Annotated in this window: 23 protein-coding genes; 18 read left to right on the top strand and 5 right to left on the bottom strand. The window is 63.6% G+C overall.

All coding sequences use genetic code 11. The annotated features are described in order from the left end of the window. Positions 1 to 46: 46 nt before the first annotated feature. Both fghA and ACE3PP_RS13125 read right to left on the bottom strand, forming a co-directional pair. The gene (gene fghA, locus ACE3PP_RS13130; protein WP_374382981.1) at positions 47 to 889 is read right to left on the bottom strand and encodes an S-formylglutathione hydrolase; all 843 of its coding nucleotides are present in this window, start codon (positions 887 to 889) and stop codon (positions 47 to 49) included. Next, positions 889 to 1,998: an S-(hydroxymethyl)glutathione dehydrogenase/class III alcohol dehydrogenase gene (locus ACE3PP_RS13125; RefSeq protein ID WP_374382979.1), complete on the bottom strand. Its 1,110-nt coding sequence runs from the start codon at positions 1,996 to 1,998 to the stop codon at positions 889 to 891. The genes fghA and ACE3PP_RS13125 overlap by 1 nt, the downstream gene beginning before the upstream one ends. A gap of 172 nt (positions 1,999 to 2,170) precedes the next feature. Here ACE3PP_RS13125 and dmeF point away from each other — a divergent pair, with 172 nt between their 5' ends. Continuing rightward, positions 2,171 to 3,184: a CDF family Co(II)/Ni(II) efflux transporter DmeF gene (dmeF, locus tag ACE3PP_RS13120; RefSeq protein ID WP_374382976.1), complete on the top strand. Its 1,014-nt coding sequence runs from the start codon at positions 2,171 to 2,173 to the stop codon at positions 3,182 to 3,184. A 147-nt stretch (positions 3,185 to 3,331) separates the two neighbouring features. Beyond that, positions 3,332 to 4,003, top strand: coding sequence for a hypothetical protein (locus ACE3PP_RS13115; RefSeq protein WP_374382974.1), 672 nt, complete (start codon positions 3,332 to 3,334; stop codon positions 4,001 to 4,003). 76 nt (positions 4,004 to 4,079) lie between these two features. Here the strand turns inward: ACE3PP_RS13115 and ACE3PP_RS13110 are convergent, their stop codons facing one another. Further along, entirely contained in the window at positions 4,080 to 4,280 is a 201-nt protein-coding gene (locus tag ACE3PP_RS13110) for a YdcH family protein (protein ID WP_374383150.1), read from the bottom strand. A 202-nt stretch (positions 4,281 to 4,482) separates the two neighbouring features. Here ACE3PP_RS13110 and ACE3PP_RS13105 point away from each other — a divergent pair, with 202 nt between their 5' ends. The 3 genes from ACE3PP_RS13105 to ACE3PP_RS13095 are packed head-to-tail and all read left to right on the top strand — an operon-like array spanning position 4,483 to position 8,004. Then, positions 4,483 to 5,826 carry a dihydroorotase gene (locus tag ACE3PP_RS13105; protein ID WP_374382972.1) on the top strand — a complete coding sequence of 448 codons (1,344 nt, stop codon included), beginning with the start codon at positions 4,483 to 4,485 and terminating at the stop codon, positions 5,824 to 5,826. Between the two features lie 4 nt (positions 5,827 to 5,830). Continuing rightward, positions 5,831 to 6,994: an acetyl-CoA acetyltransferase gene (locus ACE3PP_RS13100; RefSeq protein ID WP_374382970.1), complete on the top strand. Its 1,164-nt coding sequence runs from the start codon at positions 5,831 to 5,833 to the stop codon at positions 6,992 to 6,994. Between the two features lie 23 nt (positions 6,995 to 7,017). Next, positions 7,018 to 8,004, top strand: a complete 987-nt coding sequence (locus tag ACE3PP_RS13095) for an MDR family oxidoreductase (protein ID WP_374382968.1) — start codon at positions 7,018 to 7,020, stop codon at positions 8,002 to 8,004. Here ACE3PP_RS13095 and ACE3PP_RS13090 read toward each other — a convergent pair. Together ACE3PP_RS13090 and ACE3PP_RS13085 are read right to left on the bottom strand one after the other, a co-directional pair. Continuing rightward, on the bottom strand, positions 8,001 to 8,285 hold the full coding sequence (locus ACE3PP_RS13090; RefSeq protein WP_374382966.1) for a hypothetical protein: 285 nt from the start codon (positions 8,283 to 8,285) through the stop codon (positions 8,001 to 8,003). The genes ACE3PP_RS13095 and ACE3PP_RS13090 overlap by 4 nt on opposite strands. A 141-nt stretch (positions 8,286 to 8,426) precedes the next feature. Further along, the gene (locus ACE3PP_RS13085) at positions 8,427 to 9,113 is read right to left on the bottom strand and encodes an XRE family transcriptional regulator (RefSeq protein ID WP_374382964.1); all 687 of its coding nucleotides are present in this window, start codon (positions 9,111 to 9,113) and stop codon (positions 8,427 to 8,429) included. A 196-nt stretch (positions 9,114 to 9,309) separates the two neighbouring features. On the opposite strand from ACE3PP_RS13085, the gene ACE3PP_RS13080 reads away from it, so the two are divergent. From ACE3PP_RS13080 to ACE3PP_RS13020, 13 genes are all read left to right on the top strand, one after another. Next, positions 9,310 to 9,525 (top strand): hypothetical protein, encoded by a 216-nt coding sequence (locus ACE3PP_RS13080; RefSeq protein ID WP_374382962.1) that lies wholly within the window; start codon positions 9,310 to 9,312, stop codon positions 9,523 to 9,525. After that, entirely contained in the window at positions 9,512 to 9,838 is a 327-nt protein-coding gene (locus ACE3PP_RS13075; RefSeq protein ID WP_374382960.1) for a hypothetical protein, read from the top strand. The genes ACE3PP_RS13080 and ACE3PP_RS13075 overlap by 14 nt, the downstream gene beginning before the upstream one ends. After that, positions 9,835 to 10,374, top strand: coding sequence for a hypothetical protein (locus ACE3PP_RS13070; RefSeq protein WP_374382958.1), 540 nt, complete (start codon positions 9,835 to 9,837; stop codon positions 10,372 to 10,374). The genes ACE3PP_RS13075 and ACE3PP_RS13070 overlap by 4 nt, the downstream gene beginning before the upstream one ends. A gap of 13 nt (positions 10,375 to 10,387) precedes the next feature. Further along, complete coding sequence (locus ACE3PP_RS13065; RefSeq protein ID WP_374382956.1) at positions 10,388 to 10,624, top strand: hypothetical protein; 237 nt, start codon at positions 10,388 to 10,390, stop codon at positions 10,622 to 10,624. A 319-nt stretch (positions 10,625 to 10,943) separates the two neighbouring features. Further along, positions 10,944 to 11,579, top strand: a complete 636-nt coding sequence (locus ACE3PP_RS13060) for a hypothetical protein (RefSeq protein ID WP_374382954.1) — start codon at positions 10,944 to 10,946, stop codon at positions 11,577 to 11,579. Between the two features lie 208 nt (positions 11,580 to 11,787). After that, positions 11,788 to 13,047 carry a terminase large subunit domain-containing protein gene (locus tag ACE3PP_RS13055; RefSeq protein ID WP_374382952.1) on the top strand — a complete coding sequence of 420 codons (1,260 nt, stop codon included), beginning with the start codon at positions 11,788 to 11,790 and terminating at the stop codon, positions 13,045 to 13,047. Positions 13,048 to 13,054: 7 nt separating this feature from the next. Continuing rightward, positions 13,055 to 13,579 (top strand): hypothetical protein, encoded by a 525-nt coding sequence (locus tag ACE3PP_RS13050; protein ID WP_374382950.1) that lies wholly within the window; start codon positions 13,055 to 13,057, stop codon positions 13,577 to 13,579. Beyond that, positions 13,521 to 13,745: a hypothetical protein gene (locus ACE3PP_RS13045; RefSeq protein ID WP_374382948.1), complete on the top strand. Its 225-nt coding sequence runs from the start codon at positions 13,521 to 13,523 to the stop codon at positions 13,743 to 13,745. Before ACE3PP_RS13050 ends, ACE3PP_RS13045 begins: the two co-directional genes overlap by 59 nt. Positions 13,746 to 13,779: 34 nt before the next feature. Continuing rightward, positions 13,780 to 15,399 (top strand): portal protein, encoded by a 1,620-nt coding sequence (locus ACE3PP_RS13040; RefSeq protein ID WP_374382946.1) that lies wholly within the window; start codon positions 13,780 to 13,782, stop codon positions 15,397 to 15,399. Then, entirely contained in the window at positions 15,396 to 15,683 is a 288-nt protein-coding gene (locus ACE3PP_RS13035) for a hypothetical protein (RefSeq protein WP_374382944.1), read from the top strand. The genes ACE3PP_RS13040 and ACE3PP_RS13035 overlap by 4 nt, the downstream gene beginning before the upstream one ends. Beyond that, positions 15,673 to 16,461 (top strand): hypothetical protein, encoded by a 789-nt coding sequence (locus ACE3PP_RS13030; RefSeq protein ID WP_374382942.1) that lies wholly within the window; start codon positions 15,673 to 15,675, stop codon positions 16,459 to 16,461. The genes ACE3PP_RS13035 and ACE3PP_RS13030 overlap by 11 nt, the downstream gene beginning before the upstream one ends. A 231-nt stretch (positions 16,462 to 16,692) precedes the next feature. Next, the gene (locus tag ACE3PP_RS13025) at positions 16,693 to 17,550 is read left to right on the top strand and encodes a phage capsid protein (RefSeq protein WP_374382940.1); all 858 of its coding nucleotides are present in this window, start codon (positions 16,693 to 16,695) and stop codon (positions 17,548 to 17,550) included. Between the two features lie 80 nt (positions 17,551 to 17,630). Further along, positions 17,631 to 18,056: a hypothetical protein gene (locus tag ACE3PP_RS13020; RefSeq protein WP_374382938.1), complete on the top strand. Its 426-nt coding sequence runs from the start codon at positions 17,631 to 17,633 to the stop codon at positions 18,054 to 18,056. Positions 18,057 to 18,083: the final 27 nt, after the last annotated feature.

The following is an 18,083-nucleotide window of genomic DNA, read 5'->3' as shown; positions in this document are numbered from 1 at the left end:
TGGGGTGGGGGTGCCACCGATCACTCAGGCCAGCCGAAGCGCCAACTTACCCCAGAATCCGGGCGTGATGCCGCAGATGATCCTCGACGAAGGTCGAGATGAAGTAATAGCCGTGGTCATAGCCTTCATGCCGGCGCAGGGTCAACTGCTGGCCTGACACCTTGGCTGCCGCCTCAAGCGCATGGGGGTGCAGCTGCGTTCCCAGGAATTGGTCGGCTTCGCCCTGGTCGACCAGGATCCCTGCTGGATGCGGCTGCGTCTTCATCAGCTCGGAAGCGTCATGCGCCGCCCAGACCTGCCGGTCCGACCCCAGATAGCCCGTGAAGGCTTTCTCGCCCCAGGGGCAGTTGATGGGGTTCGAGATCGGGGCGAAGGCCGAGATGGATTTGAAGAGATCGGGATTCTTCAAGCCCAGCGTCAGCGCCCCATGCCCGCCCATCGAATGGCCGAAGAGACCCAGCCGCTTCATATCCACCGGATAGTTGGCAGCGATGAGGGCCGGCAACTCCTTGGTCACATATGAATACATGCGCCAATTCTGCTTCCACGGCGCTTGCGTGGCATCGACATAGAAACCGGCGCCCACACCGAAATCCCAACTGTCCGCCTGGCCGGGGAAATCGGTGCCGCGCGGCGACGTATCGGGCGTCACCAGCGCGAGACCCAATTCGGCGGCGACGCGCTGCGCCCCCGCCTTGATCACGAAGGTCTCTTCCGTGCAGGTGAGCCCGGCAAGGTAGATGAGCCACGGCACCGGCCCCTTGGCGGCAGCCGGCGGCAGATAGACGGCGAATTTGGCCGGCAAGCCGATCTCGGCACTGTCATGCTTGGCGAAGATCTGCCAGCCGCCGAAACAATGGTGGCGGCTGGTTTCGGTCACAACACTCATCAGTACATCACCACGCCGCGGATAGACGAGCCGGCCTTCATCAAATCGAAGCCCTTGTTGATGTCGGAGAGCGGCATCGTGTGGGTGATGAGATCGTCGATGTTGATCTTGCCGTCCATGTACCAGTCGACGATCTTCGGCACATCCGTGCGGCCGCGCGCGCCGCCGAAGGCCGTGCCTTTCCAGACGCGGCCCGTGACCAGCTGGAACGGCCGGGTCGAGATTTCCTGCCCCGCGCCGGCAACGCCGATGATGACCGAAACGCCCCAGCCCTTGTGGCAGCATTCCAGCGCCTGGCGCATGACCTGCGTGTTGCCGATGCACTCGAACGAATAATCGGCACCACCCTTGGTCAGATTGACCAGATAGGGGACCAGATCGCCCTCGACTTCCTTGGGATTGACGAAATGGGTCATGCCGAACTTCTCGGCAATGGCCTTGCGGCCGGGATTGAGATCGACGCCGACGATCATGTTGGCGCCCGCCATGCGCGCACCCTGGATGACGTTGAGGCCGATGCCACCCAAGCCAAAGACGACGACATTGGCGCCGGGCTCGACGCGGGCGGTGTTGATGACGGCGCCGATGCCGGTCGTGACACCGCAGCCGATATAGCAGACCTTGTCGAAGGGCGCGTCCTCACGGATCTTGGCCAGGGCGATCTCCGGCACGACGGTGAAGTTGGCGAAGGTCGAGGTGCCCATGTAATGGTGAACCTTCTTCCCGCCGAAGCTGAAGCGGCTGCTGCCGTCCGGCATCAAACCCTGCCCCTGTGTCGTGCGGATGGCCTGGCAAAGATTGGTCTTCTGGCTGAGGCAGTACTCGCACTGGCGGCATTCCGGCGTGTAGAGCGGAATGACATGGTCGCCCTTTTTGAGAGACGTCACATTGGGACCGACATCGACGACGATGCCCGCACCCTCATGCCCCAGGATCGCGGGGAACAGACCTTCGGGATCGGCGCCAGAGAGCGTGAAGTAATCCGTGTGACAGAGGCCCGTCGCCTTGATCTCGACCAGCACCTCGCCCGATTTCGGACCTTCGAGTTGCACGGTTTCGATGACCAGGGGTTTGCCGGCTTCAATGGCCAGGGCAGCGCGCACGTCCATGGGGGATCCTCCGTCGGAAAGGGTATTTTATAGCATTGCAGAAACCGGCGCCGATCATGGTTGAAAGCCCATAGGTTCTCAATGGGTTGATCGGGGTGGGCCGATCGGTCGCAAGCGCCAATCGCGCCTTGGTAATATCGTAACATCGGGCTTGCATGCTAGCGTCGATTTCATGACCCAAGCATCGAATCCTTCCCTTAAATCCCATGATTTCCGCGGGCGCGACCATGCCCGCAACGCGCGGCGCGTGAAGATCGTCCTCGCCTTCTCCTTCGTGATGATGGTGGGCGAGATCGCGGCCGGCCATTTCTTCGGCTCGATGGCCCTTCTGGCCGATGGCTGGCACATGGCGACCCATCTTGCCGCCCTCGGCATTTCGCTTGCCGCCTACATCTTTGCCGAAAGCCATGCCGAAAATGCGCGCTTCAGTTTCGGTACGGGGAAATTCGGCGATCTCGGCGCCTATACCAGCGCCGTCGTGCTCGCCATTGTGGCGCTCGGCATCGGCTATGAGGCGATCGACCGGTTCTTCAACCCGACGGCGATGCAATATTCGCAAGCGATGGGCGTGGCGGCCCTCGGCCTCGTTGTCAACATCGTCGCCGCCCTGCTGCTGCAGGATGGACATGGCCATGATCATGGGCACGGCCACGATCACGCCGGCCACGACCATGCAGGCCACGACCATGCAGGCCACGATCATGCCGGTCATGACCACGCTGGGCACGACCACGCGCAGGGCGATCATGGCCACGATCATCACAAGGATCTCAATCTGAAATCGGCCTATGTGCACATGCTGGCCGATGCCGCGACCTCGGTCCTCGCTATGCTCGCTATCGGCTGCGCCTGGGCTTTCGGCTGGCAGATCCTCGATCCCATCGTCGGCCTGGTGGGCGCCGTGGTGATCCTGCGCTGGGCCTATGGCCTCATGCGCTCGGCCGGTGCTGTGCTGCTCGACGTCGAACCCAATGCGGCCCTGACCGACGCCATCCGGGCCGAGATCGAGGCCCTGGGCGATGCCGTCACCGATCTCCATGTCTGGCGCGTCGGTCCCGGTCATCTCGCCGGCATCGTCTCCATCGCCACGGCCGAACCCAGAAACGTCGATTTCTACCGCGCGGCCCTCACCGGCATATCCAAACTCTCCCACCTCACCATCGAGGTCGAAGTAAAGGCGGCGTGAGCCGCTAGCAGCGCGCGCGGTGATTCGCCTTGGTCGCGAAAATGTCCTGAAAAAGCCTGAATCGGCGGATAGTCATGCTAATGCGCCGGCGAGACATTTCTTTCGCTAAGCGGTTCGACAAGTCTTTTTTGGGGAAGGGCATTGGGAATGGATCGCTTCTTCCTATTCATCAGCCGGATGAATAGCGTCATTCTATTGCTGCTTTTGATCGGTGGGGGTCTGGTTCTGGGCGTAAAACTATGGTCCACAACGGCAACCCCATTGCCTTTGGTCAAACAAAGCGCTTCGGATGAAGGTAAGCGGCTCCGCCTGGAAGAAGCCGAGAAGGTCGGTGATACGGATACTTATTATGCCGTGTTGGTTTCCGACGCCGACACCAAATTCATTTCATCCGGCCCCTATGGACGTGTGGGCAGGAACATACTGTTCATTCAGAATGGCGCCGGATCGGCTTCGTGGCTCTTCCCAGCGAACGCGCAGATCTTGCGCAAGATCAAGCCGCTTCCCGAGGCCAAGGATGCCCAAACACCCTCGTCGCCGAAGGCGCTTTACATGGAAGTCGTCAGTGCCGATACAGATGGCGATGGTGGAATGGGGTGGAGCGACGCCATCGATATCGCCTTTACCAAGCCGGACGGGACGCAGTTTACGAAAACGCTTGCAGGCGTTTCGAGAGTGCTTGCATTCGATACGGCGATAGAAAATGAAATGAGGATCATCTACCAGATCGGCACAGAACTGTGGCAAGGCCAAATCTCCCTCGACGACTTCAAGCTCCTGTCGAGCCAGCGGGTCGCCGCCGTGCCGGAATCCCTCTAGGCGCATAGCGCGCCCATCAATGCCCGGGCCCTGCCGGGGCATGACGGTGGGAGAATGGGGGGCGTGAGTCAGCGTCTTAAGCGATAATGTCCGGGAGCAGTTTGCTCTCCAGTTTGATGATCTGGTCCTTCAAGGACAGCTTGCGCTTTTTGAGGCGCTGGATCTGCAGCTGGTTGAAGGGCGAAGCCTCGGCCATGGCGCGGATGGCCTCGTCCAAATCGCGATGTTCGGAGCGCAATTCTTCCAGCTGCACCCGCAGCTCGTTCAGGCCGATCATCACGGTCAGCTACACTCCCCAACCAGAGGCGATTCCAAGGGCGCCAAGCTTACCGCAAAATCGAACCGGCGTCACGGTTTAGCGGTGCCCAGGGTGAAGATTGCCCCAATCCGCCCGAAAGCGGGCGGTCCGGTCTTGCGCCCTTTTGCCTCAAAGGGATAGAGATCGTGGGAGAGCGTCTTTTGCGAAGAGGAATACCGTCATGCCGGGCTCGTTCGATCTCGTCCTTCGGGGCGGGGAGGTCGCGACACCCAATGGGGTGGAAAGGATCGACGTCGGGGTACGGGGCAGCCGAATCGCGGCCTTGGGGCTCCTGGGTGCCGACTTGGCGGCCGAGACGATCGACGCCACAGGTCTCACCATCCTCCCCGGCGTTATCGATACCCAGGTTCATTTCCGCGAGCCGGGGCTGACGCATAAGGAGGATCTGGCGAGCGGCACGGCCGGAGCGGCGCTGGGCGGTGTCACCGCCATCTTCGAAATGCCCAACACCAATCCCAATACGCTGACCGAGGCCGACCTCAACGAGAAGCTGGCGCGGGCCAAGGGGCGGGCCTGGGTCGACCATGCCTTCTTCATGGGGGCGTCGGACGAGAATGCCGACAAGCTCGGCGAGCTCGAACTGCTGCCTGGTTGTGCTGGCGTGAAGATCTTTATGGGTTCCTCGACCGGCTCGCTGCTGGTCGCCGACGACCAGACGCTGGAAGCGGTGCTGCGCCACGGCAGGCGGCGCGTCGCCATCCATTCCGAGGATGAGATGCGCCTGCGCGAGCGCCTGGCTTTGGTGAAGGACAGCAACGATCCGGCCTTGCATCCACATTGGCGCGACGTTGAAACCGCCGTGCGCTCGACCAACCGCCTTTTGAAGATCGCGCGGAAAGCCGGGCGGCGCGTCCATGTGCTGCACATCTCGACCGCCGATGAAATGGAGATCTTCCCGCATCACAAGGACATCGCGACGGTCGAGGTGCTGACGCATCACCTCACGCTCGCAGCCCCCGATTGCTACAAGCGTTTGGGCACCTTGGCGCAGATGAACCCGCCGGTCCGCGACCAGCAGCATCAGGACGGGATCTGGCGCGCGATCCGCAACGGAACGGTCGATTGCATCGGCTCGGACCATGCGCCGCACACGCTGGAGGAAAAGGCGCGACCCTATCCGACCAGCCCCTCCGGCATGCCGGGTGTGCAGACCCTGCTCCCCGTGATGCTCAACCATGTGCATGAGGGGCGCCTGACACTGCAGCGGCTTATCGATTTGACCAGTGCCGGACCGGCGCGGATCTACAATATCCGCAGCAAGGGCCGCATCGCGCTTGGCTACGATGCCGATTTCTCGCTGGTGGATCTGAAGGCGCGACGCACCATCACCAACGATTGGATGGCCACCAAAGCGGGGTGGACGCCCTATCACGGCATGGAGGTGACGGGCTGGCCGATCGCCACCATCATCCGCGGCCGGGTGGTGATGCGCGACGGATCCTTGATCGGCCAGCCCATCGGCGCGCCGGTCAGGTTCCAGGAAACGATCCAGCCGCAGGAATAGGCCGGTGGCATCGGGCGCGATCATCGGCTGGCATCATCTTCCCTTCGTCAAGGAAGAGGTGCGCAGCCTTGAGGAGATGATCGTCGCCGCGGGCGCTGGCGCACTGGATCACGCGGGCATTGCGGCCAGCGACATCGACGCGATCTTCATCGGCCATTTCAATGCCGGCTTCTCGAACCAGGATTTCCCATCATCGCTCGCACTCGGCATCGACCCCGCTTTGCGTTTCAAGCCGGCGACGAGAGTCGAGAATGCGTGTGCGACGGGGAGTGCCGCGATCCATCAGGGCCTCATGGCGATCAGGGCAGGTGCCGCACGGCACGTGCTGGTGATCGGGGCCGAGCAGATGTCGCGCGTGCCCCCCAAGGAGGTCGGCGCCAATCTTCTCAAAGCCAGCTACGTTGCCGAGGAAGGGGCGATTCCGGGTGGCTTTGCGGGTGTTTTCGGGCGCATTGCGGAGCTCTATTTCCAGCGCCACGGCGACCAGTCGGAAGCCTTGGCCGCCATCGCCGCCAAGAACCACAGAAACGGCGTCGCCAACCCGCTGGCGCAGATGCGCAAAGATCTGGGCCGCGATTTCTGCCGGACGATCTCGGAGAAGAATCCGCTGGTGGCGGGCCCTCTGAAGCGCACCGATTGCAGCCCGGTTTCCGACGGTGCCGCCGCCATCGTATTGGCATGCGACGATATTTCCGCCCCGCGCGCGATCAGCTTCCGTGCCGCGGTGCAGGTCAACGATTTCCTGCCCATGTCGAAGCGCGACGTGATCCAGTTCGAGGGCTGCCGGCTGGCCTGGTCGAAAGCGCTGGGCGAAGCGGGTGTCCTGCTTTCGGACCTGTCCCTCGTTGAGACGCATGATTGCTTCACCATCGCTGAGCTCATCGAATATGAGGCGATGGGGCTCACGCCAACGGGCGAGGGCGCCCGCGCGATTTTGGAAGGTGTGACCGAGATGGGCGGCAGCCTGCCGGTCAATCCGTCGGGCGGCCTCAAGGCCAAGGGCCATCCGATCGGCGCCACTGGCGTTTCCATGCATGTGCTCGCTGCCATGCAACTGATGGGCGAGGCGGGCGGCTTCCAGGTGAGGGATGCGGCGATGGCCGGCCTCTTCAACATGGGTGGCACAGCGGTTGCGAATTATGTGAGTATCCTGGAACGCACCAGGTAATCGAATCCAAGGGGAGTTCAGTTATGTTCAAGGCGCTGCTGCTGCAGGAGAAGGACGGCAAGGTCGTAAGCCAAGTCGAGGATCTGCCGGACGATAGGCTGCCCGCGGGCGATGTGCTGGTGCGCGTCCATAACAGCACGCTCAACTACAAGGACGGGCTGGTTCTCAACGGCCTCGGCAAACTGGTGAAAACCTATCCGCATGTGGGCGGCGTCGATTTCGCCGGGACCGTGCTGGAAAGCCAGCATGCCGATTTCAAGGCCGGCGACCAGGTGATCCAAACCGGCTGGCGCGTCGGCGAAGTGCATTGGGGCGGCTATGCCGAGAAGGCGCGCGTCAAGGGCGAGTGGCTGGTGCCGCTGCCCAAGGGCCTCTCTACCGAACGCGCGATGGCGATCGGCACGGCGGGCCTCACCGCCATGCTGTGCGTGATGGCGTTGGAAGAACATGGGCTGCGCCCCGACCAGGGAGAAGTGCTGGTGACAGGTGCGGCCGGTGGCGTTGGCTCAGTCGCGACGGCGATCCTCGCGCGCCTCGGCTACCGCGTGGTCTGCTCCAGCGGCCGCGCCGACCAAGCGGATTATCTCAAAAGCCTGGGGGCGGCCGAGGTGATCGACCGTGCCACGATCGCGCAGCCTTCCGGCAAGCCGCTGGAGAGCGAGCGCTGGGCGGGTGTCGTCGACAGCGTCGGCGGTGCCACGCTTGCCGCCATCCTGCCGCAGATGAAATACAAGGCGGCGGTCGCGGCCTGTGGCCTTGCCGGCGGCACCAAACTGGAAACCACTGTCATCCCCTTCATCATTCGCGGCGTCAGCCTGCTGGGCGTCGATTCGGTGATGGCGCCCTTGATGCGCCGCAAGGTCGCCTGGGCGCGGCTCACCAAGGATCTGCCGATGGAGAAGCTCGACGCGATGATCCAGCGCGTGACGCTGGAGGAACTGCCCGCCCTCGGCAAAGCGATCCTCGAGGGCAAGGTGCGTGGCCGCGTGGTGGTCGATCTCGGCGTCTAGGCGGCGCGCGAAAGCGTTGCGGGCTCGCTGGCGGCGACGAGATCGAGCGTGATTTGCCCCGGCGCGTCGATGCGCCGGACGACGAATTGGGCAAGGCCCGTCCCCGCCGGCGCGCCAAGATTGGCGGTGATCTGGTCGCCCGCCCGCAGCATGTCGGCGGCGGCTGAAAAATAGCCCGGTTGGCCGAGGATCTCGGCGAGCCGATCGTTTGTCCGGTAATGCCAATGGGTGAAGCCGTTGGCGTAGGCGAGGACGGCGAAATCGGTGGCGCGGAAGCTCATCTTTCAGGCCCTTTCCCTGAATTCCTGCCTATAGCTTACGCGATTATCGGGGATTTGTCAACGTAATTTACGTTATTTCGCGTCAAGGCAAAGGTCTGGCGTTCGCCCGGAACGCCGGCATCGGACCGTCACCTGGATGGGTCAGCCGGCCTCGCCGGAGCCGGTGATGCGGTAGATCCGCTTCACGTCATCGGCCTTGAGGGTGATGTCGCGGGACGGGTTGAACTGGTGCAGCACCACTTCTTCGTCGCTGCGCCGCACGAACTGCTTGATGAGTCCTTGCCCGTCATTGAGCTCGACCGCGACGAAGCAATTCTTGGTCACGGGGCGGTTCGGGTTGACGTAAAGCAGTTCGCCCGCGAAATAGCGCGGCTCCATCGAATCGCCGTCGACATAGAGCGCGAACGCGTTGAAGGCACCCTTCAGATTGGCCGGGCGCTCGACGAATTCCTTGGCCTCGCCTTCGTTGAAATAGAAGCCCTCGCTGCCGCCCTTCACCGCGCCGATGACCGGTAGATCGCGCTGGCTTTGCGCAGCACCGGCCGAGGTCGGGCGCGGCGTCACGGGCTCGCGCCGATGCGTCACCTGCTGGCCCTGCTCGATACCGGCGAGCTGCAGCACGGCGCCGGCCTCGGTGCCATGCTGGCTGAACAGGGCGTCAAGCTCGCGCGCCAATTCAAAGGGCAGGAAGCGGCGCTTGTAGCGGTCTTCGTAATGCTGATAGCGCGTCAGGCTCCAGCCCAGCGCCTCCGAGACGGAGCGCATGGTGAGGCCAGCTTGTTCGCGCAGTTCCTTCAGCCGTCGGGCGGCCTCAGAGATTTCGGTCATGGTGGAACTCCTCGCCTTGCTCCGCTCTGCCCCGGAAACGGGGGCCAAAGGCGGGCGGCCAAACTTCCCGACAATATATGTACGAATAATACGTTTTTAAAGCTTGACGGCGTAACCAAATTATGCGTATTATCGCCTAATTCCATAACGCGCAAAGCATGTCGCCGGCAATGACCGCCGCCCTCGGGGAGGAAAAATGGAACAAAACAGCAACAAACGCAAGATTGCGCGGGTCGGCATCGGCCATCCCGGCCGCATCCAGCGCCGCTGCCTGCAGTGCGGCGGCAGCTTCGTGACCCTCAGTCCTTTCCTGCGCGTCTGCCCGCTCTGCAAGGAGAGCGAGGAGTGGCAGAGCGGCAATGACGATGTCCCGTTCAATCATCCGAGGAGGCCAGCCAATGACAATGAATGAAGCTGTTGGGAATGACGCTGTTGGGAATGAAGCTGTTGGGAATGAGCCTGTTGGGAATGACGCAGCCGGAAATACCGGCACCGGCGGCGCCGAGATCTTCGACTTTCCGCCGCGCCCCACCATGCGGCCCGAACAGGCGGTTGGTACCTGCCAGAAGGCGCGCTGGTCGCAATTCATCGGCCTCGGCATCACCGAGGAAGGCGAGTTCGAGGTGATCAACAGCGACATGACGGCCGAGCGCGCCCTGTGGCTCATCAAATGGGCCGAACGCTGGGCGATGGGTCTCGATGAAATCGAAGAGGTGGAGGCATGAGGGCCTTCCAACCCACGCGGCGCGGCCGTCCACCCAAGCGGGGGAGGGGAGAAGCCGCCAACGACAATGAGCCGGATCGCGGCACGGCGGAAGCGCGCGCACAGCGTGCGCAGATGGCGCAAGGGGCGCGTTTGGAGGCAACCGCGCATCCCCTGGATCTGTTGCTGGCCCATGCGCTCATCGACGCGGGCCAGCATCGCGCGGGGATGCGCTATGCGGGCCTCTACCGGCGCCTCGTCGGCCGCACGGATGTGAGCTATCAGCGACTCTATGAAGGGCTTGCCGGCAGGATGGGGCGCGAGACCGGGGATGGCCCCGAGAATGTTGAAGAGGGGGCCGATCGGCAGCAGATCTTCCGTGCGGCGCAGGCAGCGCTCCGCGCCGAAGGGGCTGTCGTTGCCGGCATTATCGAACGGCTTGCCGTCTTCGGTGCCTTTCCCGATTGGCTTCTGGCGAAGACCGCCATCGCCCAGCGCGAGCGGGCACTGCTTGCCCGCGGTCTCGATGCGCTTGCCCGCGGCTTTCGCAATGCTTGATGGAGATGAGACGATGACTGAGAGAATTCCCCTGCCGCTGGAGAAGTTGGAAACGTTGGCGCAGCGCAATGCCAGGCGCGCCATCGCGGCCCTGGTCGCCGTGGTCGAAGACGAGGCGGCGACGCATGCGACACGTATCTCGGCCGCGACCGCGATCCTGCAATGGGGCTATGGCCGGCCCGGCGGCAAGGCGAAGCCCGGCGAGGGTGGCGAACAGATCGTCCGCCTGGTCTGGGGTTCTGAAGAGTAGGCACAGGCTGACTTACCGTTTGCAGTTTGGGTCGGTCATGACTTCGCCTGGCTTGACGGCAGATAGCGCAACGTGCCGAAGCGGGTAACACTTTTTGAGGCTATTTGGCAGATAAGTTGATGTCGCAGCGGGATCGCTGCGCTAGGCAAAAGCTGCCGAGACAACCGCCTAAATCTACATGTATTTCGACAACAAGTGCTCGAATGCGGTCACGACAACGGTACGCCTATTTAGTGTTTCGTTAAAGTTGAACGGTCATGATAGGGCTTGTGATCGAACGTCTCGAAATTGAACCAATCTGTCGCGTGGGAGAGCAACGATGGGCGGCGTTGAGAACAGCATCGCATCAAATACCGAAGTCAGCCGCGGCCTGTCGCGGATCTATGCGCAATTGCGTGAGGATGCGCAAAAGAACGATGGGAAGATTCAAGGTGGCTTCGAGCAAAGCTTCACCTCTGCCGATGGGTTGGTCACACTCACGCTCAGCGCTCAGGGTCTCGGCGCCTATGAAGGGAGCAAGGCCGACGATGTCGGGCTTGTGCTCACGACCTTCGTTCGATCCGGAACCGGTGCAGACGCCGCCACCTCTCTGGGACAATCGAGTACTGAAGCCATTGACAGCTTGGATGAGCTGAAAGCCTCCGAAGCCTTCTGGCAGCAGAATGTCTCGATCACGAAGTTCGTCGATAACAGGGGCAGCGATGCCGAAGCATTGCCGCAACCTTCCGCCGATACGCTTGAAGAAAAGGCCGCGGGCATTTCACGGGCGTCGACCGATGCTATTGCTGCGAAACAGCAGGAAGCCAATCGCCTGATCGATGCGCTGACGGCCTTTCTGCAAAGCCTCAAGAGCGACCGGTCGACCGCAACCAAATCCGCCCTCGATGATACGGCCACGAAAGATGGCGCGGCCAGGTCCAAGTCCCTGACCATCCGGGTCGATGTGAGGGCCTGAACCAGGGCGGTTCGCCTGTTCGATCGTTGAGGCGTCAAAAATAGAGCTTGACAAACTAGGAATATTTTGCTATTCTGCAAATATAGACTGCGATATCACGCCCCGGCCGCTTCAGCGCGCCGGGGTTTTTTGTTGGCGCGATTGCGCGCCGACACCCTTTCATCATCGGATCGAGGCGAGCATGCCGGCAGCGCGGACAGAGAAGGCCGTGAGCGTCCAGCTCTACGCGCCGCGTCCGCATCAGGCGGTGCTGCATCGGCGCCTGCAACGCTTCAACGTGCTGGTGGCGCATCGGCGGTTCGGCAAGACGGTCTTCTGCATCAACGAACTCATTGCCAAGGCCGCAGCCAATCCGAAGAAGGATGCGCGCTATGGCTATGTGGCGCCGCTGCTCAGCCAAGCCAAGGACATCGCCTGGGACTATCTGAAACGGTTCACGGCGCCCATTCCCGGAATCACTGTCAGCGAGAGCGAATTGTGGGTCGAGCTCCCCAACGGTGCGCGCATCCGGCTTTACGGCGCCGACAATGCCGACCGTTTGCGCGGTCTTTATTTCGACGGGATCGTGCTTGATGAATATGCGCAGATGAGCCCGCGCGTCTGGCCGGAGATCATCCGCCCAATGCTCGCCGACCGGCAAGGCTGGGCGCTTTTCATCGGCACGCCGCTGGGGCGCAATCATTTCTGCACGCTTTATGAACAGGCGAAGGCGGATCCCAGCTGGTTCGCGGCGAGCCTGCCCGCAAGCCAGACCGGCATCCTGCCGGAACCTGAGATCGCGGCGGCGCGGCGCGCCATGTCGCCGGAGACCTTCGCTCAGGAATTCGAATGCAGTTTCGCCGCCGGCGTGCCCGGTGCCTATTACGCGCGGCTGATCGAGACGGCGGAGCATGAGGGCCGCCTGGGGCGCGTGCCGTGGGAGCCGCGTCTTCCCGTGGTGACGGCCTGGGACCTCGGCATCGGCGATGCGACGGCGATCTGGTTTGCGCAAGCCTTGGGGCCGGAGGTGCGCATCATCGACTATTACGAAGCGAGCGGTGCCGCCCTGGCGCATTATGCCAAGCAGCTGGCCGACCGCCCCTATGTCTATGGGGAACATCTGCTGCCGCACGATGTGAGTGTGCGGGAGTTGAGTTCGGGCACCAGCCGGCTGGAGACGCTGCGCGGCTTCGGCCTCAAAGTGCGGGTGCTGGGAGCACAGCCGGTCGCCGAGGGGATCGAGGCGGCGCGCAATCTCATCCCGCGCTGCTGGATCGATTCGGAACGCTGCGCGCGCGGTCTTGATGCCCTGCGCCTCTACCGCCCCGATTTCGATGCCAAGCGGCAGGCCTTCAGCCAGCGGCCGCTCCATGATTGGACCAGCCACGCCGCCGATGCCTTCCGCTATCTGGCCCTGGGATTGCGGCGCCCGCTGCACCCTGTGGGCGAGATCGACCAGACGAGCCTCTATTCGCCCTTCACCTGGTAGCGTCGCGATGGACATCCGGAACCTCAACCGCGCCGATCTTCTGTCGGTCGCGGAACGCATGCGCATGGCCGACCATGACGAGATCTTCGCGACCCGCTTCGACGACGATCCCGATGCCCTGGTCGACGATCTGCTGGCGGGCGATCCGCTCGGCGTCGTCTTCGCCGATTCGAGCGGGCGACCCGTCGCCGTGCTGGGGGCCACCGAAATGTGGCCGGGCCTGTGGTCGCTGTGGATGTTCGCGACCGACGCATGGCCGCGGGTCGCGATGCCGGCAACGCGGTTTGCGCGCAGGCGTTTCTGGCCGCTGTTGAAGCGCTGCGGCCTCAGGCGCGGCGAATGCAAATCGGCGGCGGCGCATCACGCGGCGCATCGCTGGATCACCCATCTGGGCGGGCGGGCAGAGGCGGTGCATCCCGCCTTTGGCCGCGACGGCCAGGATTTCATCACCTTCGTCATTCATGGAGAGAAAGATGTGTGCAACACCCATGCGCCGGCGCCGGCCGACCAGCAGCAGCAACAGCAAGGCTGAGAGCAGCACCGTCCCGCAGACCACCGACATGGTGGCGGATGATGCGGCCGAGCAGGAGCTGCGGCGCCTGCGCGCCCAATATGGCCGGCGCGCCACGATCCTGACGCCGGAGCGCAACGCGCTGGGTCAGGCACCGACGGCACAGAAGAATTTGCTGGGCGCCTGAGAGTTTTCAGCAGAGCGAGAGGAAAGCGACCTTGATGCAGGATATCGCGGCCGATCTCATCCGCCGGCAGGAATCGCTGGCCGGCGAGCGCGCGACGCTCGATCAGCTGTGGCAGGAGATTGCCGAGCTGATGAAGCCGATGCGCGCCGATTTCACCTTTCAACGCGTGCCGGGCGACAAGCGCACGCAGAAGATCTTCGATGCGACGGCCGGTCTTGCCGCCGAAAATCTGGCGGCGGGGCTTTGGGGCATGATCACCAATGCCGCCAATGACTGGTTCACCCTGCGCTCGGATCTGCCCGAGGGCGAGGAGACGCAGGAGACGAAGGAATGGCTGGATGCGGTGACGCGGCGCATGCAGGGCGCCTTTGCCGCCAACGGCCAGCGCTTCTATGCCCGGGTCATGGAGCTCTATGCCGATCTCGTCACCTTCGGCACCGGCATCTTCTATTCGGAAGAGGATCTGGCGACGGGACGGGTGCATTATTCCTGCCGGCATCTCGCCGAATGCTTCATCGCCGAGAATGAGCGCGACGAGGTGGACACGGTCTTCCGCCGCTTCAGCTTCACCGCGCGCCAGGCGCAGAAGCGCTGGGGCGACAAATGCCATCCGAGCCTGCTGCGCATCGTCGAGAAGGAACCGGACCGGCGCTTCACCTTCCTCCATGCGGTGATGCCGCGCGACGATCTGGGAAGGGCGCGGCGCGAGGCGGGCGGAATGGCGTTCGCCTCCTTCTATGTCGATGTCGAAAATCGCTGGCTGCTGTCGGAAGGCGGCTATCACGACTTTCCCTATCAGGTGCCGCGCTGGTCGACCGCCTCGCGCGGGCTCTATGGCGACAGTCCGGCGATGCTGGCGCTCCCCGACGTCAAGATGCTCAATGCGATGTCGAAGACGACCATCGTCGCGGCGCAGAAGGCGGTCGATCCGCCGCTCCTCGCCGTCGACGAAGTGGCGGTGCGGGGTCTTCGGACCCATCCCGGCGGCATCATCTATGGCGGCCTCGATGAGAATGGGCGCCGGCGCTATGAGCCGCTGCATGCCGGCGGCAATGTCGGGCTGGGGCTGGAACTGGAAGAACAAAGGCGCGAGGCCGTGCGCCAGGCCTTCTATTTCTCGCTCCTCATGATGGTGCAGCAGCCCAACCAGACGGCGACCGAAGTGCTGGCGCGGCAGGAGGAAAAGCTGCGCCTGATGGGGCCGCATCTGGGGCGTATCCAGGCCGAGTTCCTGGACCCGCTCATTCGTCGCCAGTTCGGCATCATGCGGCGCGCCGGGCAATTGCCGGCGGCACCGAAGCAGCTGCGCGACGGTGGCATCCGCATCGAATATGTCTCGCCGCTCGCTCGCGCGCAGCGGGCGGGCGAAGGGGCCGCGATCGTGCGCGCCCTGGAATCGCTCGCCCCCCTGGGCGCGGTGAAGCCGGAGATCTACGACAATATCGATGCCGATGCGGCGGCAAGGCTGCTCGCGCAATCCTTCGGCATTCCCAACAATTTGCTGCGCACCAAGGCCGCCGTGGAGAAACTCCGCAAGGAGACAGCGAAGGCGGAAGCCAAGGCCGGACCGGGCGCTGCTGCGGGCGGCGGCATGGAAGCGGCGATGGCCGGCTTAGGCGATCTCGGCGCGATGCTGGGTGGGGGGCAGGCATGAAGGCGGGGATCGGGTGGCTCATCAGATTGCATGGCCGTCCGCGGGCGCGGCGGGTGGCGGCGGCTTATCGCGACATCTTTGCCGATGAGAGACAAGCGCGGCTCGTTCTTTCCGACCTCGCGCATTATTGCCGGGTGGGGCAGAGCAGCTTCATCGCGGGCGATCCGCACCAGACCGCGTTCAACGAAGGGGCGCGCGACGTCTTTCTGCACATTGCTGAGATGAGCGGCGTGACGCCGCAGGATTTTGCCGGCTTGGTCGAAGAGGTGATCCATGAACGATGACGCGATGAAGCAACTGCCGCCAGTCGAAGCCTGGCGCGACGGGCTCGATGACGGTCTTGCCGCCCTGGTGCAGCAGAAGGGCTGGCGCTCGGCCAAGGATGTGCTGAGTTCCTATCAGAATCTCGAAAAGCGGATGGGGGCGGAGCGGCTTGCGCTGCCGCCGCGCGATGCCGGGGCGGAGGCCTGGGGACCGGTCTGGGAGAAGCTCGGCCGGCCGAAGGAGGCCAGTCTCTATCAGCTGCAGGCGCCGGAAGGGCGGCCCTATGATGCCGATACTGCCGATTGGTACCGGCAGACGGCGTTCGACCTGGGCCTGACGCAGGAGCAGGCGGCAAGGCTCCACGATGCCTTGCTGGCACGTTTTCCGGCCGGGACTGGGGAGGCGCCGATTGAAGCTGCGGAACCGCCGCTCGATCTCAAGCGGCAATGGGGGCCCGATTTCGAGCGCAACCTCGCCGCCGCGCGGCGGGCCTATGCGACATTCATGGACAAGGGCGATGCGGAGTTCCACGCCATCGCTGACCAGCTGGGCGATGGGCCACTCATGGATCTCCTTGCCCGCGTCGGCCGTGCCACCGCCGAGGACAGCATCACCGCGCGGGCCGAATCGCGTAGCGGCGGTCCACGCTCGGCCGCCGAGGCGCGGGCCGAGATCGCCAAGCTGCAGCAGGCGGCGAAGAGCGACGCGCGGCATCCCTATATCAACAAGACCCACCCCGAACACGCCGCCACGGTGAAGCGCATGGAGGATCTCTTTGCGCAAGCCTATGGCGGCTGAGGGCCAACGATAGAGACCGGACAACCGCGTGCGATTCAATCGCCGCGCGGCCCGGCTGACGGCTCGGAAAGACGGCCGCGTCAGGATGCGCGACGGCATCCAGGTTTGAGGTCCTGATAAACGCCGCGGGCGACAGCCGCGACGCCAACCCTGTCGCCCGCGGCGAAACGGGGCAACCTCGCCGATCCAATCGAACCATCGACAATCAGAGACGAAAGGAAACGTGGACCCATGTCCTCGCAGATCCAGGTTGCGTTCAACAACCTCTACAGTGCCAACATCATGCTGCTGGTGCAGCAGAAGGGCAGCCGCCTCAAGGATGCGGTGCGCCAGGAAGTGGTCGAGGGCGAAATCGCCTATTTCGACCAGATCGGTGCCGGCAGCGCGGTGAAGCGCCAGTCGCGCCATGCCGACACGCCGCTTACCGAAACGCCGCACGCGCGGCGCCAGGTGATGCTGGAAGATTACGAATATTCCGACCTCATCGACCGCCTCGACCAGGTGAAGACGCTGACCGATCCGACCAGCGCCTACAGCCAGGCCGCGGCGCATGCGCTGGGCCGCGCCATGGACGATGTCATCATCGCCGCAGCGAACGGCACGGCGCGCACCGGCAAGACGGGCCAGAACAGCATCGCCCTTCCGTCGGGGCAGAAGATCGCCGCCGGCGGCACGGGCCTGACGCTCGCCAAGCTGCTGCAGGCGAAGGAAGTGCTCGACGCGGCCGAGAACGATCCGGACGAGCCGCGCTATGTCGCCTGTCCGGCCAAGGATATCACCGTGCTCCTTTCGACGACGCAGGTGACGTCCTCCGACTACAACACGGTGAAGGCGCTGGCGGCAGGGCAGATCGATACCTTCCTCGGCTTCAAGTTCGTCCGCACGCAGCGATTGGGCCTCACCGGTTCCGACCGGGCGTGTCTCGCCTGGCGCCAGTCGGCGCTGCTCCTCGCCATCGGCCAGACGCCGAAGGTGAAGGTCACCGAACGGCCCGACAAATCCTATGCCACCCAGGTCTATTGCGCGATGTCGGTCGGCGCCACGCGCATGGAAGAGGAAGGCATCGTCGAAATCGGGACGCTGGCCTGATTTTTAGCGTGGGCAACAGCCGCCACGCCAACCCTGTTGCCCACGCCAAGTTGGAGTCTGAAATCTAACAGGAGAAATATATGGCTACTCAATACGGCACCCAGATGGGGCGCCTGCGCAATACGCTGCCGGTCGATCTGCCGATGGCTGGCGACATTCACGGCCGCGTGCGCGTGTTCAATGAAAAGGTCGTGCTGGCGGCCCAGCCGACCAGCGACATCGTCGAGGTGGCGCGCCTCCCCAAGGGTGCCCGTGTGCTCTATGGGCTGCTCAACAGCACCGTGTCGCTGGGGTCGGCAACGCTCGCCGTCGGCATCGCCGGCAATACCGGCAAGTACCGAGCCGCCGCGGCCTTCACCGCGGTCGACACGCCGACCTTGTTCACGCCGGCCGCCGTTGCCGGCGAGGCGCTGACGAATGAGGAGATTGTCATCCTCACCATCGCCGCCGCCGCTTTGCCGGCCAGCGGCACGCTGCGCGTGATCCTGTTCTACACGCTGGATTGAGTGATCGCGCGGGCAGTCGCCGCCAGT

Origin of the sequence: Dongia sp. (assembly GCF_041910485.1) — a bacterium.
Lineage (GTDB): Bacteria > Pseudomonadota > Alphaproteobacteria > Dongiales > Dongiaceae > Dongia.
The sequence above is the reverse complement of the archived record's forward strand: the minus strand, read 5'-3'. Positions and strand labels throughout refer to the sequence as shown.

Bases quoted from the DNA above. Each gene is read 5' to 3' on its own strand.
- fghA (WP_374382981.1), bottom strand. From the start codon at position 889: ATGAGTGTTGTGACCGAAACCAGCCGCCACCATTGTTTCGGCGGCTGG.
- ACE3PP_RS13125 (WP_374382979.1), bottom strand. From the start codon at position 1,998: ATGGACGTGCGCGCTGCCCTGGCCATTGAAGCCGGCAAACCCCTGGTC.
- dmeF (WP_374382976.1), top strand. From the start codon at position 2,171: ATGACCCAAGCATCGAATCCTTCCCTTAAATCCCATGATTTCCGCGGG.
- ACE3PP_RS13115 (WP_374382974.1), top strand. From the start codon at position 3,332: ATGGATCGCTTCTTCCTATTCATCAGCCGGATGAATAGCGTCATTCTA.
- ACE3PP_RS13110 (WP_374383150.1), bottom strand. From the start codon at position 4,280: ATGATCGGCCTGAACGAGCTGCGGGTGCAGCTGGAAGAATTGCGCTCC.
- ACE3PP_RS13105 (WP_374382972.1), top strand. From the start codon at position 4,483: ATGCCGGGCTCGTTCGATCTCGTCCTTCGGGGCGGGGAGGTCGCGACA.
- ACE3PP_RS13095 (WP_374382968.1), top strand. From the start codon at position 7,018: ATGTTCAAGGCGCTGCTGCTGCAGGAGAAGGACGGCAAGGTCGTAAGC.
- ACE3PP_RS13090 (WP_374382966.1), bottom strand. From the start codon at position 8,285: ATGAGCTTCCGCGCCACCGATTTCGCCGTCCTCGCCTACGCCAACGGC.
- ACE3PP_RS13085 (WP_374382964.1), bottom strand. From the start codon at position 9,113: ATGACCGAAATCTCTGAGGCCGCCCGACGGCTGAAGGAACTGCGCGAA.
- ACE3PP_RS13080 (WP_374382962.1), top strand. From the start codon at position 9,310: ATGGAACAAAACAGCAACAAACGCAAGATTGCGCGGGTCGGCATCGGC.
- ACE3PP_RS13075 (WP_374382960.1), top strand. From the start codon at position 9,512: ATGACAATGAATGAAGCTGTTGGGAATGACGCTGTTGGGAATGAAGCT.
- ACE3PP_RS13070 (WP_374382958.1), top strand. From the start codon at position 9,835: ATGAGGGCCTTCCAACCCACGCGGCGCGGCCGTCCACCCAAGCGGGGG.
- ACE3PP_RS13065 (WP_374382956.1), top strand. From the start codon at position 10,388: ATGACTGAGAGAATTCCCCTGCCGCTGGAGAAGTTGGAAACGTTGGCG.
- ACE3PP_RS13060 (WP_374382954.1), top strand. From the start codon at position 10,944: ATGGGCGGCGTTGAGAACAGCATCGCATCAAATACCGAAGTCAGCCGC.
- ACE3PP_RS13050 (WP_374382950.1), top strand. From the start codon at position 13,055: ATGGACATCCGGAACCTCAACCGCGCCGATCTTCTGTCGGTCGCGGAA.
- ACE3PP_RS13045 (WP_374382948.1), top strand. From the start codon at position 13,521: ATGTGTGCAACACCCATGCGCCGGCGCCGGCCGACCAGCAGCAGCAAC.
- ACE3PP_RS13040 (WP_374382946.1), top strand. From the start codon at position 13,780: ATGCAGGATATCGCGGCCGATCTCATCCGCCGGCAGGAATCGCTGGCC.
- ACE3PP_RS13035 (WP_374382944.1), top strand. From the start codon at position 15,396: ATGAAGGCGGGGATCGGGTGGCTCATCAGATTGCATGGCCGTCCGCGG.
- ACE3PP_RS13030 (WP_374382942.1), top strand. From the start codon at position 15,673: ATGAACGATGACGCGATGAAGCAACTGCCGCCAGTCGAAGCCTGGCGC.
- ACE3PP_RS13025 (WP_374382940.1), top strand. From the start codon at position 16,693: ATGTCCTCGCAGATCCAGGTTGCGTTCAACAACCTCTACAGTGCCAAC.
- ACE3PP_RS13020 (WP_374382938.1), top strand. From the start codon at position 17,631: ATGGCTACTCAATACGGCACCCAGATGGGGCGCCTGCGCAATACGCTG.